General features: G+C 43.2%; 20 protein-coding genes. 4 read left to right on the top strand and 16 right to left on the bottom strand.

Annotation, left to right across the window (positions count from 1 at the left end; all coding sequences use genetic code 11):
• Positions 1-10: 10 nt before the first annotated feature.
• A complete protein-coding gene (locus tag Q4519_RS17060; protein WP_303514328.1) occupies positions 11-205 on the bottom strand; it encodes a YwbE family protein in 195 nt (64 codons plus the stop codon).
• Positions 206-434: 229 nt separating this feature from the next.
• Between Q4519_RS17060 and Q4519_RS17055 the strand changes: the two genes are divergently transcribed.
• The 3 genes from Q4519_RS17055 (at position 435) to Q4519_RS17045 (ending at position 1,857) form a co-directional block, all read left to right on the top strand.
• Complete coding sequence (locus Q4519_RS17055) at positions 435-710, top strand: PepSY domain-containing protein (protein WP_232803774.1); 276 nt, start codon at positions 435-437, stop codon at positions 708-710.
• Positions 710-1,228: a cytochrome b/b6 domain-containing protein gene (locus Q4519_RS17050; RefSeq protein WP_303514326.1), complete on the top strand. Its 519-nt coding sequence runs from the start codon at positions 710-712 to the stop codon at positions 1,226-1,228. Before Q4519_RS17055 ends, Q4519_RS17050 begins: the two co-directional genes overlap by 1 nt.
• Positions 1,229-1,443: 215 nt before the next feature.
• Positions 1,444-1,857, top strand: coding sequence for a BLUF domain-containing protein (locus Q4519_RS17045; RefSeq protein WP_303514325.1), 414 nt, complete (start codon positions 1,444-1,446; stop codon positions 1,855-1,857).
• A 21-nt stretch (positions 1,858-1,878) separates the two neighbouring features.
• Here the strand turns inward: Q4519_RS17045 and Q4519_RS17040 are convergent, their stop codons facing one another.
• The 4 genes from Q4519_RS17040 to Q4519_RS17025 form a co-directional block, all read right to left on the bottom strand.
• A complete protein-coding gene (locus Q4519_RS17040; protein ID WP_303514322.1) occupies positions 1,879-2,490 on the bottom strand; it encodes a fumarylacetoacetate hydrolase family protein in 612 nt (203 codons plus the stop codon).
• 220 nt (positions 2,491-2,710) lie between these two features.
• Entirely contained in the window at positions 2,711-4,891 is a 2,181-nt protein-coding gene (gene katG, locus Q4519_RS17035) for a catalase/peroxidase HPI (protein WP_303514319.1), read from the bottom strand.
• 189 nt (positions 4,892-5,080) lie between these two features.
• Complete coding sequence (locus Q4519_RS17030) at positions 5,081-5,671, bottom strand: alpha/beta hydrolase (RefSeq protein WP_232803779.1); 591 nt, start codon at positions 5,669-5,671, stop codon at positions 5,081-5,083.
• 122 nt (positions 5,672-5,793) lie between these two features.
• Positions 5,794-7,323 carry a bifunctional GNAT family N-acetyltransferase/carbon-nitrogen hydrolase family protein gene (locus tag Q4519_RS17025; RefSeq protein ID WP_232803780.1) on the bottom strand — a complete coding sequence of 510 codons (1,530 nt, stop codon included), beginning with the start codon at positions 7,321-7,323 and terminating at the stop codon, positions 5,794-5,796.
• A gap of 194 nt (positions 7,324-7,517) precedes the next feature.
• Here Q4519_RS17025 and Q4519_RS17020 point away from each other — a divergent pair, with 194 nt between their 5' ends.
• Positions 7,518-8,384, top strand: coding sequence for a mechanosensitive ion channel family protein (locus tag Q4519_RS17020; protein ID WP_232803781.1), 867 nt, complete (start codon positions 7,518-7,520; stop codon positions 8,382-8,384).
• A 67-nt stretch (positions 8,385-8,451) separates the two neighbouring features.
• Here Q4519_RS17020 and Q4519_RS17015 read toward each other — a convergent pair whose 3' ends face one another.
• The 11 genes from Q4519_RS17015 to Q4519_RS16965 all read right to left on the bottom strand — a co-directional run bounded on the left by Q4519_RS17015 (position 8,452) and on the right by Q4519_RS16965 (position 17,725).
• Entirely contained in the window at positions 8,452-9,483 is a 1,032-nt protein-coding gene (locus Q4519_RS17015; protein WP_232803782.1) for an extracellular solute-binding protein, read from the bottom strand.
• A 50-nt stretch (positions 9,484-9,533) separates the two neighbouring features.
• Positions 9,534-10,304: a spermidine/putrescine ABC transporter permease PotC gene (gene potC / locus Q4519_RS17010; protein ID WP_303514313.1), complete on the bottom strand. Its 771-nt coding sequence runs from the start codon at positions 10,302-10,304 to the stop codon at positions 9,534-9,536.
• Positions 10,288-11,160 (bottom strand): spermidine/putrescine ABC transporter permease PotB, encoded by an 873-nt coding sequence (gene potB / locus Q4519_RS17005; protein WP_232803784.1) that lies wholly within the window; start codon positions 11,158-11,160, stop codon positions 10,288-10,290. Before potB ends, potC begins: the two co-directional genes overlap by 17 nt.
• Positions 11,144-12,250: a spermidine/putrescine ABC transporter ATP-binding protein PotA gene (gene potA / locus Q4519_RS17000; protein WP_303514311.1), complete on the bottom strand. Its 1,107-nt coding sequence runs from the start codon at positions 12,248-12,250 to the stop codon at positions 11,144-11,146. The genes potB and potA overlap by 17 nt, the downstream gene beginning before the upstream one ends.
• An 847-nt stretch (positions 12,251-13,097) precedes the next feature.
• On the bottom strand, positions 13,098-13,838 hold the full coding sequence (locus Q4519_RS16995; protein WP_303514308.1) for a Mor transcription activator family protein: 741 nt from the start codon (positions 13,836-13,838) through the stop codon (positions 13,098-13,100).
• Positions 13,838-14,398, bottom strand: coding sequence for a hypothetical protein (locus Q4519_RS16990; RefSeq protein ID WP_303514306.1), 561 nt, complete (start codon positions 14,396-14,398; stop codon positions 13,838-13,840). The genes Q4519_RS16995 and Q4519_RS16990 overlap by 1 nt, the downstream gene beginning before the upstream one ends.
• Positions 14,385-14,528 carry a hypothetical protein gene (locus tag Q4519_RS16985; protein WP_303514304.1) on the bottom strand — a complete coding sequence of 48 codons (144 nt, stop codon included), beginning with the start codon at positions 14,526-14,528 and terminating at the stop codon, positions 14,385-14,387. The genes Q4519_RS16990 and Q4519_RS16985 overlap by 14 nt, the downstream gene beginning before the upstream one ends.
• A complete protein-coding gene (locus Q4519_RS16980) occupies positions 14,518-14,652 on the bottom strand; it encodes a hypothetical protein (RefSeq protein ID WP_303514302.1) in 135 nt (44 codons plus the stop codon). The genes Q4519_RS16985 and Q4519_RS16980 overlap by 11 nt, the downstream gene beginning before the upstream one ends.
• Positions 14,653-14,730: 78 nt before the next feature.
• The gene (locus Q4519_RS16975; RefSeq protein WP_303514300.1) at positions 14,731-15,639 is read right to left on the bottom strand and encodes a Mu-like prophage major head subunit gpT family protein; all 909 of its coding nucleotides are present in this window, start codon (positions 15,637-15,639) and stop codon (positions 14,731-14,733) included.
• Positions 15,640-16,269: 630 nt separating this feature from the next.
• The gene (locus Q4519_RS16970) at positions 16,270-16,614 is read right to left on the bottom strand and encodes a hypothetical protein (RefSeq protein WP_303514298.1); all 345 of its coding nucleotides are present in this window, start codon (positions 16,612-16,614) and stop codon (positions 16,270-16,272) included.
• 109 nt (positions 16,615-16,723) lie between these two features.
• Positions 16,724-17,725, bottom strand: coding sequence for a hypothetical protein (locus tag Q4519_RS16965; RefSeq protein ID WP_303514296.1), 1,002 nt, complete (start codon positions 17,723-17,725; stop codon positions 16,724-16,726).
• Positions 17,726-17,931 lie beyond the last annotated feature (206 nt).

The following is a 17,931-nucleotide window of genomic DNA, read 5'->3' as shown; positions in this document are numbered from 1 at the left end:
AGCTTAAGTATTAATCATTGATCTTTTTAACTCGCCCAACATCACCACTTTCTAATCGTACCTTTATGCCCTGAGGGTGATTCGCTGAGTTAGTCAAAATATCTTTAACCACTCCATCGGTCTGCTTGCCGCTGCGTTGATCTTGTTTTAGCACTATCGACACGGACAAATCTTTTTTAATATCAGACCGATTAGTTCCATTCATTTCTTTTTATTCCCATTGTGTATTTTGAAGCGGCAGTGTGCCTGAAGCCCACTACCTGGGTCAACAATGCTGCAAGTCAGTGACAATGCCCCCTTGAGACTATTTGGCGTTTTTAAAAGAGAGGAGAATTTCCCTTTCGGCTTAAGAAATCGTTAAGAAAACAGGGGAATACTAATCTGGCTCAAACCGCTAATGTTTATTTATTAGTTACTTTTATTAGGAGTTACCCATGTTAACGAGATTTAAAAACATCCCCTTTATTGCCCTTGCGTTCGTCGCCAGCGCCAGTTATGCCGATCCACAATGTAGTCAAGCACCAGAATCTGATTGGATCCCATTTGATACCGCCAAACAACAGTTAGTTGACGAAGGTTATACGATCAAAAAATTCAAAAAAACCGATACTGGCTGTTATGAACTTTACGGTAAAGACAGCCAAGGTGAGCGCGTTGAAATTTATTTCGATCCAACCAACATGCAAGTGATTAAAGAGGAGCGTGGCTAATGGAAAATAGTCCTTCACAACCTATTTGGGATATGGTCGTCAGACTCACTCACTGGGGGGTAGCAGGGTTATTTTTTGCTAACTTTTTCTTCACCGAAGAAGGCAGCGACATCCATGAATGGGTTGGTTATAGTTTAGTCGCCTTGGTTGTGGTACGGTTGTGCTGGGGACTCATTACCGACTCTCCGGCTCGTTTATCACGCTTTTTTCCCTCTGTCACAGCAGCCATTGAGCACTTAAAAGAGGTTAAACAAACCAAGCAGGATACCCATCAAGGACATAATCCAGCTGGCGCGCTAATGGTTTGGTTTATTTGGCTCAATCTATTGCTGATAGGCTTATCTGGTTGGGCCATGGGAACAGATGCGTTTTGGGGTGAAGACTGGGTGAAAGAAGTTCATGAATTTTTCGTCAATCTGACTATGCTAGCTGTTTGTGGCCACGTTTTTGCCGTGTTTGCCATGACCAAAATAACCAAAAATAATTACCTTAAAGGGATAATTAAAGGTCATCGCTAACTCATTATCCGCCGCCTGCAGGTAGCAATTTGCTCAGGCGGTGCATCATATTCTCCTATCATCACACAACTAACTTAGGTCGCCTCATTTATCACTTATTGGTCAATGAAATTATTTTTTCCTGCTATGCTCTTTATTATCTTTATAGTATTACGTTTTGTGCATTTAGCTGTCGCGCAACAATTGCAATCCATTAACATAGTTAGGAATTAATTATGAATTTGTATCGTATCGTGTACGCCAGCACCCTCTCTGAATCGTTTAACAGTCAAGATATTGAACATATTCTAGCGTCTTCTCGGCGCAACAATAAAAAGCAGGATGTGTCGGGTATGCTTTTATTTAGCCATCGTTATTTTCTGCAATGTTTAGAAGGATCGAGAGATAACATCAATCAAACATATCAGCGTATTTTAAGTGACGAACGCCATTGTCGAGTAACTATTGTCAGCTATGAAAATGTTACACAGCGTGAGTTTTGCGCTTGGTCAATGGGCTATGTGCCTGAATCTCATTTAACAAGAGAGCTGCTGTTTAAGTTCTCGGCTTCAGCAACCTTTGACCCTTATACTCTATCTAACGTCAGCGCATTGGCGTTATTAAAAAGTTTACATGGAACCGTTATTTAGAATAAAACTTGGCAGTATCGATTAAGTAACCTGCCAAGAATGTTCAACAAGCAAGGTTTTTTGCTGAAAAATTTTACCCACAAACTGGTCGCCTACATTAAGTTTACCTACCCCTTTTGGTGTGCCTGTCATCAATAAATCGCTATCATTAAGGGTCATAAAACTGCTTACTTCTGCGACTATGTCTGCAGGCTTGTGGATCATTAAATCATAAGTGGCTAACTGAATCAGTTGCTCGTTAATATATAGCTCCATACGTAGCTCACTCACATCACCTTTAAACGGGACAAACTGGCTGAATACCGCTGATTTATCAAACGCTTTGGCTCGCTCCCAAGGGAGTCCTTTGGCTTTTAAGGCCGACTGCAGTGCCCTTTTGGTTAGATCTAAACCAAAGCCCACTGCGTTTAATTGCCCCGACTGCACCACAAACGTCATTTCCGCTTCGTAGTGCACCTCATCATGGGCGCAGGTGCATAACACCTTTGCAATCGCTGAGTTAGGCTTAACAAAAATAACTGGTTGCTCTGGCGTTTCATTGCCCAACTCTTGGATATGTGCGACATAATTACGGCCAATACAAACGACTTTCGACGGATAAACTGTTTCGCCATCTACTAATACTCCATTCATGAACAACTCCTATGCTGATATAACTTATACCCAATCAACCTGGAGATGCTTGGGTATAATCGATAAGCTCGCAAGATATCACCTTAAATCGATAACAACAATGTCAAGCTTTAAGAGAATTGAGCACTAAAAACTCAACCTGTCTCAAGCCAGTCTGTAGGAAAAAAGCCCTGCAATCAGTAATGAAAGCAGGGCTATTGAATACTAACATTTAAAACGATTAGGCTAAGTCAAACCGATCGAGATCCATTACTTTAGTCCAGGCTGCGACAAAGTCTTCAACAAAGCGAAGATGTGAATCACTGCAGGCATAGACTTCGGCAATCGCGCGTAGTTGAGAGTTTGAGCCAAACACCAGATCAACTCGGCTACCTTGCCACACTACTTGACCACTATTACGATCATATCCCGTAAAGGTGTTTTCAGCCGCATCCACAGGTTTCCACTCAATGTTCATATCCAGTAAGTTGAGGAAAAAGTCATTACTTAACATGTCTTGCTGATGAGTAAAAACGCCAAGGGACGATTGCTCGGTATTAATATTTAGTACGCGTAAGCCCCCCACTAACACTGTCATTTCTGGTGCCGTTAAGGTAAGGAGCTGGGCCTTGTCAAGTAACAGCTTTTCAGCAGGTACCGAATAGGCTTGTTTTAAATAATTTCTAAAACCATCTGCAATCGGCTCAAGCACAGCAAATGATTCAACATCGGTTTGCTGCTGTGACGCATCGGTACGTCCAGGTGTAAAAGGAACCGTGATGTCAACACCCGCGTTTTTAGCTGCTTGCTCAATGGCAACCGCGCCGCCAAGTACAATTAAATCCGCTAGGGAAACTTGTTTAGCGCTGGTTTGCTTTTGATTAAAGTCAGTTTGTATTGCTGTGAGCGCGGTGAGCACTTTAGTTAATTGCTGAGGTTGATTAACAGGCCAATCTTTTTGTGGCGCAAGACGAATGCGCGCACCGTTGGCACCACCACGCATATCTGATCCGCGAAAGGTTGATGCCGAGGCCCACGCAGTGGTAACAAGCTCAGAAATTGATAATCCAGACGCCAGTATTTTTTTACTCAGTTGCGTAATGTCTTGATCATTAACCAGCGCATAAGTTTGCTCAGGGATCGGGTCTTGCCAGAGCATGGTTTCATCTGGTACTAAAGGCCCTAAAGCGCGAGATTTTGGCCCCATATCACGATGAGTCAGCTTATACCATGCGCGCGCAAATGCATCGGCAAGTTGCTCTGGGTGCTGGTGAAAACGTTTTGATATTTCTCTATAAATCGGGTCTTCGCGCAACGCAATGTCAGACGTTGCCATCATTGGGGCATGACGACGAGTAGGATCGTGAGCATCAGGTACACTACCCGCGCCCGCGCCATCTTTCGGGGCCCATTGCACCGCACCCGCTGGGCTTTTTACTTTTTCCCACTCATAACCGAATAACGTATCAAAATAACCATTATCCCAGACTATTGGATTGGGCGTCCAAGCGCCTTCAAGACCACTGGTTATAGTGTCAACCCCCTTACCCGTGCCTTGACTATTTTTCCATCCAAAGCCTTGCTCGGCTAATCCTGCAGCTTCAGGCTCTGGACCTACTTGTGCAGGATCACCCGCGCCATGGGTTTTACCAAAAGTATGGCCACCAGCGATTAAGGCAACGGTCTCTTCATCATTCATTGCCATGCGAGCAAATGTGTCGCGAATATCACGCGCTGAGCCAAGGGGATCAGGCTCACCATTTGGACCTTCTGGATTAACGTAGATAAGTCCCATTTGTACCGCTGCTAATGGATTTTCTAGCTCACGATCACCGTGATAACGTTTGTCATCTAACCAAGTGCCTTCGGTGCCCCAATAGATATCTTGCTCTGGCTCCCAAACATCTACTCGGCCACCAGCAAAACCAAATGTTTTAAAACCCATGGACTCTAAAGCGCAGTTACCGGCAAAAATCATTAGGTCGGCCCACGAAATTTTATTGCCATATTTTTGCTTAATGGGCCATAGCAAGCGTCGCGCTTTATCTAAATTGCCATTATCTGGCCAGCTGTTTAACGGCGCAAAACGTTGTGAGCCAGAGCCCGCACCGCCACGACCATCTGCCGTGCGATAAGTGCCCGCACTGTGCCAGGCCATACGAATAAAGAATGGGCCATAATGGCCATAATCAGCAGGCCACCATGCTTGGGAATCGGTCATTAATGCATAAAGATCGGCTCGAAGTGCTTCGATATCTAAACTGTTAAATGCTTTGGCATAGTCAAATTTAGGATCCATCGGATTGGATAAAGAAGAATGCTGATGAAGAATGTTGAGATTAAGCTGGTTTGGCCACCAATCTTTATTTTGCGTACCGCCACCCGCGGCATGATTAAATGGACATTTACCTGATTCTGTCATTTACTGTCTCCCTATCATAATATTGATTGTTCAGTCAGTTGCTTCGGTCTTCGTCGCATTTTACGTTGCGATAACAGCACCACATGCTAACGATGCAGTCTTCAACCAATTTCAAGTTAAGTACATGCTACGCTTACAAGTTTAGAATAGATCATTAATTATCTTTTAGTATTAAGCTGGCCGTCTCTGCTATCTCGGGATCAGCACATCAGCTCCTGCCAGCTTATTTATCATGGCCTCACCCGCAAGCCATTCTCCAAAACCTGCTTCAGTATGAAAATGACTGGCGCCTTTAAATAACACGCCCTGACTACCCCACTGGTCAACCATCCATAAGCTGCGCTCAAGTGCCGTATGATCGTCATTGTCGCTGTAGGCTAAAATAGTCGAAAATGGTAGCTGTTCTTTCGGCAACGGACGCTGTACTTGAATAGGCTTAATGGCAGAGTCTGCGTCAATATCCGCTGGCGCAACCAGTAAAGCGCCAATCACCTTACTGCCGTTTACATTGCTACCTTCATAAACGTTCGTTTTCGCATATTGTAAAGCCCATTGGGCGATGGCAACCGCACCGCAACTGTGCCCTACCAGAATGACATTACCTTCTATCTGGCTGACGGTGTTATTGACTCCCATGATCCATTGCTCTCGGACGGGGTTTTCCCAATTGTCTTGCTGCACCCGCACCACATTGCGGTATTTGTTTTCGATGATGGTTTGCCAATGTTGCGGCCCAGCATTGGTGTAGCCAGGTACATTTACAATAGTGGTTGTTGTCATTTTTTATTCAACTCAAGTGGTTTCCTTAATAATCTATTGCACCATGCCACGGCTTACTAAGTAAACAAGCCAGCCAAAAAAGACTGGCTGCAAGTAACACAAGACTAAATGCCTTAAATAAATTAGGTTACTTTTTTGTTTAAGGTCAGTGAATACAAATCATGACGGCGATCTTTCATGGTGGTTACGCTGCCATGACTGTGTAAGGCTTTAAGCAAATCGAGATTGACATCCACAATGACGCTCATTTCTGAATTGGGTGTCGCTTCGGCTTTGATCCCGGTATTTGGGAACGCAAAGTCCGATGGTGTAAACAAAGCAGATTGTGCATATTGAATATCCATGTTGTTAACCTTAGCCAAGTTACCCACCGCACCAGCAATAGCCACATAACACTCATTTTCAATCGCCCTAGCCATCGCGCAATGTCGCACACGGGTATAGCCATTTTGCGTGTCAGTCAAAAAGGGCACGAATAATATATTCATACCCTGATCTGCCAGTAGCCTTGCGTACTCTGGAAATTCAACATCGTAACAAATCATGATGCCAATTTTGCCGCAGTCGGTATCAAACACTCGGATATTTTGTCCACCCGTCATGATCCAGTTTCGGTCTTCTGACGGTGTGATATGTATTTTATCGTAGCGCTCCCATGTACCATCTCGGCGACATAAAAAGCCCGAGTTATAGAGCTCAGTGCCATTTAGAAATGGCATACTGCCAGTAATAATATTGATGTTGTACTTAATCGCAAATTCAACAAACTTGTCACGAATGGCTTCAGTAAACTCAGCCAATTTACGAATGGTTTCAGGAATACTTAAGTGATGAAACTGCGCCATTAATGGTGCATTAAACAACTCGGGGAATAGGATAAAATCACTTTCATAATCGGATACAGCGTCGACAAAGAATTCGGCTTGTTCAAATAAGTCTTCCAAGCCAGACATTTGTCGCATTTGCCATTGCACCAAGCCTAAACGCACCTCCGACTTTGGCGCATTAATCAGTTTAACCGAGCGGGTGTAGTAAATGTTTGGCCACTCGATAAGCGTGGCGTATTCATGGGATTCAACGTCGCCGGCAAGGTAGTTTTGTAATAATTTCCGAACATGAAAATCATTTGCCAACTGAAAGCTTAAAACCGGATCGTGTATTTCTTTTACCTTAACTTTTTCAATGTATTCCTTAGCCGTCATTTTATCTGCAACTTTGCTGTAACCTGGCATCCGACCGCCAGCCACAATCGCTCGTAAATTGAGGTTTTCGCATAATTCTTTACGTGCGCCATACAACCGCCGAGCTAAACGCATGCCTCGGTATTCTGGGTGAATAAAAACTTCAATGCCATATAACACATCGCCATCGGGGTCGTGGTGGGTAAACGTCATCTTTGAGGTAATTTCATCATAAGTATGATCATCACCAAATTTGCTGTAATTAATTATCAGTGAAAATGCGCACCCAACCACTTTACCGTCCACGCAAATACATATTTGACCTTTAGGGAAACGGGTGAGCAATGCATCTAAGGCTTTTTCATCCCATGCATTTAGCTCTTCTACAGGGTAAACGTCCGCGCATGCATTTCTTAGTTCTTCCATGTCAGCTTTGCTTAGATGACGCACTTCTATATGATTCGAACCCATGTTATTCCTTGACTTAAATAAAATAAATTGTCAGCTATAACCATATACTATTAAATTGAACAATAAAGTGAGTGATTGGTGATTATTTGCCCTTTCATGGATCTGACAATAAAAGCAGCTAAAGCTGAATAGGCATCTTCAAGTTGATTGGGTATATACAACTTAGTCGATTATGTCATCGAGAGAGAATCAATATGGACTTAGAACTGGTCAAAAACGCACTGTCTTTTGTGCTATTTAACTATAGCGGTAGCCCTATCACAGTGGCTCAGTTAATGCTTGTACCTTGTTTACTCGTGTTGACTTGGTACTTAGTTAGCCGCTTAGGCAGACTGATCCGAAAAGCACTTCAAGCACGTAATGTTAGCCCTGATGCAGTGCATTTGTTTTCTCGGATTTATCTCGTGCTCACCATTACTATTTTAGTGATCACCAGTTTAGAGGTGCTCAATATTCCCCTCACAGCCTTTGCTTTCGTTTCGGGTGCGATTGCCATTGGCGTTGGCTTTGGCGCACAAAACATCATTAATAACTTCATCAGTGGCTGGATTTTAATGTGGGAGCGCCCCATTCGCATTGGTGATTTTCTCGAAGTGGGTGAAGCGCGCGGTGTGGTTGAGAGTATTAATACTCGCTCGACCCTGATCCGCCGTAATGATGGTGTGCATATGTTAGTGCCTAACAGCCAATTGCTTGAAAATACAGTGACAAACTGGACCTTGATTGATAATAACGCGCGCTCAACCGTTCGTGTCGGCGTCGCCTATGGCGAAGATGTGGTGTTAGTCGCCAAGCTGATACAACAAGTTTTGAACGAAAGAAAAGAAATTCTCAAGCAACCAGTCGCTTCGGTTATTTTTGAGGACTTTGGTGATAATGCTTTAATTTTTGACGCCGTGTTTTGGATTTGTGCCCATTCAGAAACCGATTTAAGGATGATTCGCAGTAATATCCGCTTTCGAATTTATGAGCTATTTAATGAACATAATATTGTCATTGCCTTCCCGCAACGTGATGTGCATTTAGATGGTCAATTAACCCTAAAGCAAGAAAAAGATTAGTTTTCGCTTTTTCGCCCACACAAAAAAACCGGCCGTATTTGGCCGGTTTGCATTGATAACTCATTAGTTAGGATTGCTTTTGTTTCAGCATTTGCCAGTATTTCTCATAAATCGCGTTAGCATCGCCAAGGTCGTTATGGAAGCTGCCTTTTTCAAGTACTTCAGCCGGTGGCACCACCATCGGATTATTACGTAGCTCTTCACTTAACAGCGGCACCGTTGCTTTGTTTGGTGTTGAGTAACCAATTTCTTCGATAATGATTTTGCCTATTTCTGGGCGCAGTACAAAGTCGATAAACTTATGGGCACCTTCGACATTGGCTGCGCCTTTTGGAATAACAAAGCTATCAACCCACAGCGTTGCGCCTTCTTCTGGGTAGATATATGCAACGGTATCCATTTCAACTTGTGCCATATAAGCTTCACCGTTCCACATCACGCCCATGGGCACATTGCCTTGGATCAGTGGACCTTTTGGTGAATCAGACAAGAATAGTTTTACATTTGGCAGTAAATCAACCAACAGCTCGTATGCTTGACGAATTTCATCTTCGTTACGGGTATTGTTTTCAAAACCTTTCACTTTTAATGCCATTAAAAAGATGTCACGGACATCGTCTAGCAATAAAATTTGACCTTTGTACTCAGGCTTCCATAAATCGGCCCACTTAGTAATAGTTTTGGGGTCAATTTCGTCAGTGTTAACGGTGATCGCCGTGCTGCCCCAAAGGTATGGCACACTGTATTGGTTATTAGGGTCGTATGATTGATTAAGTAAGTTTGGCTCTAAGTTACCAAAATTTGTTAATTTAGACTTATCAATGGGCTGGATCAGATCGGCACGTTTCATACGCTCGATAAAAAACGTGGTCGGAATTGTAAGATCGTAACCTTTCCCTTTTAATAACTGTAACTTAGCAAACATTGACTCATTACTGTCAAACGTCGCCACTTCCACTTCAATGCCCGTTTCTTTAGTAAATTGCTTTAAAACGGTATCGGGAATGTAATCAGCCCAGTTGTATAACACTACTTTTTCAGCTGCTACTGCAGAAAAACTCATCAGCGTTGCCGCTGCAAGTGTTAACCATTTATTCATTTGTTTGTTCCTTTATACGCAAATGATTGCAAAAGTATATTTAAGCATCACTATTTACGCTTGTAGCGCAGTAATAGCTGTGAAATAACGATTAAGACTACCGAGCCAACAAACAGCAAGGTAGAAATGGCATTGACCTCTGGCGACACACCGACCCGCACCATGGAATACACTTTTAACGGTAATATTTCATAGCCCGGCCCGGTGACAAAGGCGCTAACAATCACATCATCAATTGATAAGGTGAAACTGAGTAACCAACCCGATGCCACTGCTGGCAAAATCATAGGCAGGATAATTTTGCTAAACACTTGCCACTCATTAGCGCCCAAATCTAGCGCGGCTTCGGTGACCGACATGTCTAAACCCTTAAGCCTTGAGAACACACTAATGATCACAAACGGTAAGCAGAAAGTAATGTGCGCTATCAATAGGGAAATATAGCCAAGCTCTATCCCTAAGGTGACAAATAAGATCAGCAGCGCAATGGCCATCACGATATCAGGCGTTAACATGCTGACAAACACTAAAGACGATACTGCGCCTTTGCCGTAAAAACGATACCGCTGCAATGCCACCGCTGCTAACGTACCAATTACGGTGGCCGCAGTGGCACTGGTGATACCAACAACCAATGAGTGCCAAGCAGCTTGCATCAAGGCATCGTTTTCAAATAACTTTTCGTACCATTTAAAGGTAAACCCTTGCCATTTATTGCCATATCGAGAGCCATTTACCGAGTTCACCATTAAGACAAAAATCGGGCTGTAAACATAAAACAGCACTAAGCCAATAAAGCTTAATTTAAAAATCCGAGTCATTAATGCCCCCTTGACGGTTAGACAACTTAGTGGCTCGGTAATACAGCCAAAGCATAAATGAAAGCAGTAATATCATTAGTACACTTAGGGCTGCGCCAAACGGCCAATCTCGGGTTTGAATAAATTGATTTTTTATCACGTTACCCAGTAATGCGTGTTTCGAGCCACCCAATAAATCGGCGACAAAAAACATGCCCATGGCCGGTAAAATCACCATCAAACTGCCCGCAACAATGCCTGGCAAGGTGAGCGGCAAGGTGATCCGCCATAGCCGTTGCGCGGCGTTGGCACCTAAATCTTTGGCCGCATCCAATAAACGTAAGTCTAGTTTTTCCATCGCCGAATAAATCGGTAAGATCATAAACGGCAGTAAGATGTAACTCAGACCAAAGATCACCGCAAACGGGGTGTACAATAAGTCTAACGGTTTATCAATCAGCCCTATCCCTAACATGGCATCGTTAATCAAACCTTTCTTACCCAGCAGGTATTGAATGGCATAGATACGCACTAACGAGTTAGTCCAAAAGGGTACGATTAATAAGAATAAGATGATCGGACGCCATTTACTTGGCAAGCTCATCAGACACATTACAAACGGATAAGCAATGGCCAAACAAATACTTGCCGTGATCAGCGCCATCGACAATGAGTCCCACAGCAAACTTATAAAGCTTGGGTCAAACACGCTGCGCCAGCCATCAAGACTGAATTCAAAACGAATTAAAAAATCTGGGTCGCGGGTTAAAAAGCTGGTGACTAATACCATTAAACTCGGCACTAATACGAACAGAGCCAACCAGCTAGTGGCAAGGCCTATCGCCCAGAACCGAAATTGATTAATTTGCATCTTCATACGGCAACACCACTTCCCAGCCTGTCGTCCATTGCAACGCTACTTTTTGTTCTAAGCGATAGTCAAAATCCGGATCATCTTCATCAAAAAATTCACTGGCGATCACTTTCGTCCCCGACGCTAAACGAATGTAAGAATCCAAGGTTTTACCTTTGTAGTTACATTCATAAATTTGCCCTTCAACGTGCACCGTATTCAGGGCTAAATCAGGCTTAGTTAAACGCACATCTTCGGGGCGAAGTAGCACATGAACTTTGTCATTCGCGGCAAACGGATAATCGGTTTTCACTACCCAATCAGCGCCTTCGGCGATCACTTCTACGTGGTCGTTATCAATGCGACGCACCACATGGCCATCAAATTGATTAATTTCACCAATAAAACGGGCGACAAACAAATTGGCGGGATTCTCGTAGATTTCACGCGGTGTTCCTATTTGTTGCACTTTGCCTTTGTTAAGCACCACAATGCGATCTGACATAGACAAGGCTTCTTCTTGATCGTGCGTGACATAAACAAAAGTGATGTTCAATTGGCGTTGTAAGCGTTTTAGCTCAATTTGCATTTCTTGACGAAGTTTGTAGTCAAGGGCACTAAGGGACTCATCCAATAACAATAAACGTGGACGGTTAACCACCGCGCGAGCAATGGCAACACGCTGCTGTTGGCCGCCAGATAATTGATGCGGTTTACGCTGGGCAAAACTGTCAAGGCGCACCATGCGTAGGGCTTCATCGACACGAGTGTTGATTTCAGCTTTCGCTACCTTGTGCATTTTTAAGCCAAACGCAACATTTTCATATACCGTCATATGAGGAAATAAAGCATAGCTTTGAAACACAGTATTAACCGGACGCTGCTCAGCTTTAAGTACTGCAAGGTTTTGCTGATCGAGCATGACCGAGCCACAATCTTCTTGTTCAAAACCTGCAATAATGCGCAGTACCGTGGTTTTACCACAGCCTGAGGGGCCTAATAAGGTGAGGAACTCACCATCATAAATAGTGAGATCTAACGCGTCGAGCACCGTGTTGTCGGCAAACGTTTTACTGATCCCAGAGAGTTGCAAAAGAGGTTGATACTCAGTCACAGTCTATATTCCAAATGGGTAGCCATGTCGGTTATTCATTTCAAGATGAATAATGCCAATGGGCTGTCAAAATAACCTTGGCATGCACCCACACCAAGAATGATAAATCGTGTCATTTTTATTTACACTTCAAACGGGATAGCGTTGAAGTGTTAGCCTAGCTTGCGCTATTGCTGGCTATTTTATTACGTTATTTTGCCCTGAGATTTGGCCTCAGTGTGGCATCAAGCAAGACGTAGGCACGCTGCTGATTTTTCGGCATTTTAACTTGAAAAGCGCTAAACACAACAATTATATACCGCTTCAGAAAAAATAATTTAAACCAATTAAATTCAACAACTTAAACACAGTAATTTTTCCTCTTTACAGCAACTGTAGGGCACAAAGGGCAATCAACAGCGAATGGTAATCATAAATTACCTGCTTACTCATCACCTAAAGAATCGTCATTCATGCAACAAATTGATCTAAAGCGCGAAAAATAAAGATTAAGGACACGATAATTCAAGTTATAACCATTCCATATAATGGTTGACCCATCCCATCAAAACACCTATTCAGATAGCTTCTTTCTCTTGCTGTATTAATCGCTGTACCTCATCCATTTAAAACAGGCGCAGTTCGCGGTCAATTACTTGATAAAACGTGTGCAGGGTCTTAGGTCATCGAAACATAGCCAATTGCTTATATTTGTCGCTTAAGTTGCCTGACCTTGCCATTGGCTGTGCCACTTTGCGGAGTGTTCACCGGGTTTCTATCGGTGTTAATCAGACTGTGCCCTAATGGATAATAAAAAAGGCTAACCACAATAGATTAGCCTTTGTTTTTAACACTCCGGGAAACGGTATTAGGTAAGCTGGATAGCGCTACGGATTTGCTTTTGTTTTTTGACTATTTGGTGAATGGACGCATCACTTAACCCAAATTTTTCGCCAATATTAGCAATAGGCAGTTCAAGTGATAGCCGATAAATTAGGTCATCTCGCAATGCTTTCTCTATCTTTTCACCTGTGGGTAAATAGAACGTACGGCCTCCAAAATAAGCCGACAGGGCTAGGATCGTAGTGTTAGCAATTTGTTCTATTTGTTTTTCTGGTAACGCTAATTGTCGACGACATGCATCGTAGAGCACGTCTGACATTTCAACTAACGATGATGGCCAAAAATGCTTTTCTACGCTCGCAGCAGCTTTTAAATCACTAATATTATCCAACGTTAAACTCCTTACATTTGTTAGCAAAACAGCTGATTGATAGCGCTCTGGCGTCGCAACAACCTTGTATACCGTTGCTTCACACACGTTATATTTTTTACCAATGAGTTTCTTAGGGTGTGTCTTGGCCTCTTCAATAACCATGCTGTTTCGCAATGCAGCCTTTATCTTCAAAAGTGAAGCGAATACATTGATACGCTTTGATGCCACTTCACTGAGCGACTTCAGCACAATGTCAGAAAAAGCAGCGCTGATTTGCGGTGATAATCCAAAGTGATGATGAGTGATTTGATAGCACTGATGTAACACTAAGGCTCCCACTTTTTCACCCTTGGATACGTCATATTGTTGTTGAAGAGGCAAATACACCGACATTAGTTAGCAATCCCCATATCAACGCGCAGTTGAGCATCAATTGCGGCAATTTGGCTTTGCTCCGGCTTGCCAAATTTGTCCGTGATGGCTTGGCCTGCGTCCATTATTGTGGTGGTGTACGGGTCAACATTCAGTTTGATCGCGGCAAGTTGCTCAATGGCTAATTGAATGTCATTGGGTAGCGCGGGTAATGCAGCAAAGATGTCATCGTATTTTGCTTGCCACATGCTCTTTTTGGCTTGCTCTAGGGCGGCAGTGAGTTGCGGTATCACCACTCCTTGTAAGCTCTTAAGTCGCGTATTGACGTTATTCAGCATTAACTGCGCATCACGTTCGCTGGCTTTTGCGTCTTCAAGTGCTGCTTTGGCCTGCGCAAAGGCGGCATCATCATACGTGCTTGCCAGTGTTTGCTCAGCCATATTCACCGTGTGGCGGGTTTGCTGGGCGCGCACTTCTAATTCTGGCGCTCGGGTATCACGTAGCAAAACATATTCGGCACTGGCGGCGTTTTTTTCGGCTAATGCCGCTTTATAGGCATTAATGCGTTCAACTGTAGTCATGATTGGCTCTCTTTTTGTTAAAAAACACTTCAAAACACGCAGCGGCTCTCACGCTGCTTGATACAATCCGCTTGGTGCGGTTTAAGCGCTTGGCGCGACATCGCGCCGCTTGTTCAGATTTAATCGTCATCTAATGGCTCCATGTCCTCTCGTTGCTGGATATACTCGGCATAAGTTAGCCCCAGCGCCCGCGCTACCTTTTTCTCATCTTGGGTTAAGCGCTCGGCGGCTTGGTGCTCAAGGTTCGATGGCATGGTTGTACTCCTCTAAAAGACCTTTAAAACCCGTGTTAAATGCGCCTTTAACCGTATTTTAAAGGCGTTATTTTTGGGTTAGAGGTGATCAGCAACCAGCAATTCAATCCGCCCATTTAGCTCGTTCGAGCTACTGGCATCCTGTTTACGCATGAGTAAGCGGGTAGCTTCTTTTTCAAGCGAAGCAGGCACCACTAAGGTGGTGGCTTTCATGCCTAGCTTCTTATCGCCATCGCCTTTAATGGCGCGCATCGCCTCAATGGCTTCCCAAAGCGAGTCTGCGTTCAGTGGTTTTTGCATCGCGAAAGCCATTTGCCAAAAACCAAACCCGACCGCACAGCGTTTGTCCACGCCGTAACGAAACTCTTTTTTCATGAACACGGCTTCATCTTCAGCGCTGTCCATTTTGACCAATTGCGGGGCCGTGCGCTCTTGGTAAATAATGGGTTTGATGACCCGTGACGTATCCAGCAAAAACCAAGGCAAACCAAAATAATTAGGATCCACTATCATATTGGCGGTATCGATGATCGCCCCCGTACCATCCACGTTTTCAGCCACGGGATGAGCAAGGTCAAAGAAGGGTTTGCCATCGTAACAGGGTGTATGAAATCCCGCTGACAATAGACCAAACACCAACTCGTCAGGGTGGTTCGCGGCGGAATGCCCCATTTCTTGAAACAAAGGCTCGTAAATGCCAAGTTCGTCATCTTCAATATCATTACGATCTACGCCCACCGTCGCTTCGTAGTCTTCATTGGTAATTTGATAGCTATGCGCGGTCATTGATAGTATTTGGCGCTCACCTAGCCATTTTTTCAGTGATGGAAATTTGCCTAGCCAGCCATAACTGTTACTTTTAGACGTTGATTTGATGACGGTGGCAATCTTGGTATATTGCGGCGCAGCGGCGCTTAACCCGCGTGTAAAATGAACCTGAAAGCCCGTAAAAAGGGAGGAAAGTTGTGGTGCGGTAACCATGGTCATTATTGCATACCTCTAGAATTGGATTTAATTAGACGGCAACCCTTCAATGATGTCACCGCAGTCAATGTTGTTAATTTGCCTTATTAGGCCGTTGGCTCGTTGGTTAAACCGAGCGTTTTTGGTTTGCTCCTCAGCGTTCGCTGACGACCTTAAACTTGGTTCAGCAAAAGAGTAGAGCTCCCGTAACGCTACTGTTAATGGGAGAAGGACATAAATGCAGGCATTACGCTAACCCAGTTCCCTCACACGATCTGAGTACCGTCAGATAATTAATGCCTCAATGCATTTGCACTAAAACACGTTACACATAATGTCAGAATGGGGATTTTGTTGAGACTAGCGCATTTTGGTGCGTTCAATTCGGTAAGTTATTAGCTGGTGATATTGTAAGGCTTAAACATTGAGGGGCTGGTTATGCTATTTTCAATCTCTTAGAGGAGGTTATTCAAGCGGGTAAATATTGAACAGAAAACAGACTAATGGTTCATATTAGCTGGGATATATTTGACGCGACTAAATCACAGTAAAAAACTGGCGGTTATATAACCATCCAGTTTTTTAACCTTGCCGAACCAAAACTGTAATCAGTCAAGGTTTCGGTTAACTCTTATTTAGTTAGAGGATTAAATTCTACTCAAGCCACCCCATCAAGGCCATGCAAGAAAGAGCTATATCAACGGTTTCTCCTGAAAGATCCTCTGCTGCTGTTGCTGTGTCTATACAGGTAACAAGCTCCCTTGCAAAAGTCTTATTTGTATCCATTGTTCCACTTTTTTCAATAATATTCTTAATTCTAGGGCTAACAATCGCCCAATCTGCCGAGGTAGCAAGTTTATTTTCATAAGAAGCATTTTTCCAAGCCACAATGCTTGATTTATGCAAGTTTCCCCCTTCATACCACGGTGCTTGCGCAAAAACATATCCCGTATTCAAAAGTAAGGTAATAAGTATTAAGAAATGGCTTGGTTTTATCATAAATATCTCTCCAAAAATAGCGCTCAAAACAAGGGTGTCAATCGTCAATGTAGTACTTAAAAGGGATCAAAAAGTCACTACTATTAATAATGAATTTACTAATTTGTATCTATTCCATTGAGCTTTTATCCATTGCCTTTATAAATGCTTGCATGTTTGAGTTTGGCGCTTCAATCTTAAAGTCTCCATATTCATCTTTCAGATCAGACCATAGACGTTTCAAAAAGCCTCGGCGTCGATAGAATGGGTGTATCCAAACGGTAGACAGAGATGGATTTTCACCTTCTAAGCATTTCATAGTTACAAGTCCCACTAAGCAGTCTCTATATCCACTGCCGTCCAAAGTAGGTAAGCTTTCAACAAATGGGTGTGCAGTTACATCGTTCCAACCTTCATCGGATATATCCCAACCCATTCCATCACTGCATTCCTTTGATTGATATCGACGAATAGCAATACAAGCAAGCTTTTGCCAATCAGGTGAGCATATTGTGATTTTTTCATCGTACTTCGCTCCCGCTGGAGCAGGGATGGCCCTGATCAAACCTGCATGACATTCATCGTATAATTTATTATAAGCAACCTTTATATCCTTTGTTCCCTCTAGGTTGGAATGAGTAATGTTTACAAACATTTCAGGCAAAAGAAGGTCATCAGTGTACTCCCTTACTTGAATCTCATTTCGTATTTTTTGGTTATTCAACCCTCGAGTCGCCTTCTGAGAATTTAACTCAATGACATGAAACAATCCCGTAGGGAGGCTAGAAAACCAATTTGAACTATCAGCCCAATACAGCATGCCCGAATCACGCCTTAATTGGCGAATTAAGTCTAAACATGCATCTTCGCTTGTACGGCCATTAATGTTTAAAAGGCTGGGCTCAAAATAGTTGTCAGGTGAATGAGGATATTGATCGTTGCAAAATGCTCTAACTGCATTTAGCACACATTTCAGTGAATAGCCATCGAAGCTAGTTACAACTAGTGGAGTATCTTCATCTTGTAATTCATTTTCAATTAAGCAATCTATTGCGAGGCTAACAGCCTTGTGTTGAATTTCTGTGAGTTTCAATGTTTCCAAAAATTGTTTTTTTCTTGCCCGAATATCCACGCGTGGACTCCACTGATATTGTTCATAGCCACAACATGCTGTGGCAACAAAGTGATAATGATTTATCAGGTACTATGTAGCCATAAAAAAATAAGGTCAATAGAAGTTGATCACATCAAAGAGCTAACCCTGTTCTGGTCAACCAAAACTGGACACCTTTAGTTGAGAATTTTCAAACTCCACTGGTGACAGATCACCATTGGCTG

Origin of the sequence: Motilimonas sp. 1_MG-2023, from assembly GCF_030547455.1 — a bacterium.
Lineage (GTDB): Bacteria > Pseudomonadota > Gammaproteobacteria > Enterobacterales > CBDFNC01 > Motilimonas.
The sequence above is the reverse complement of the archived record's forward strand: the minus strand, read 5'-3'. Positions and strand labels throughout refer to the sequence as shown.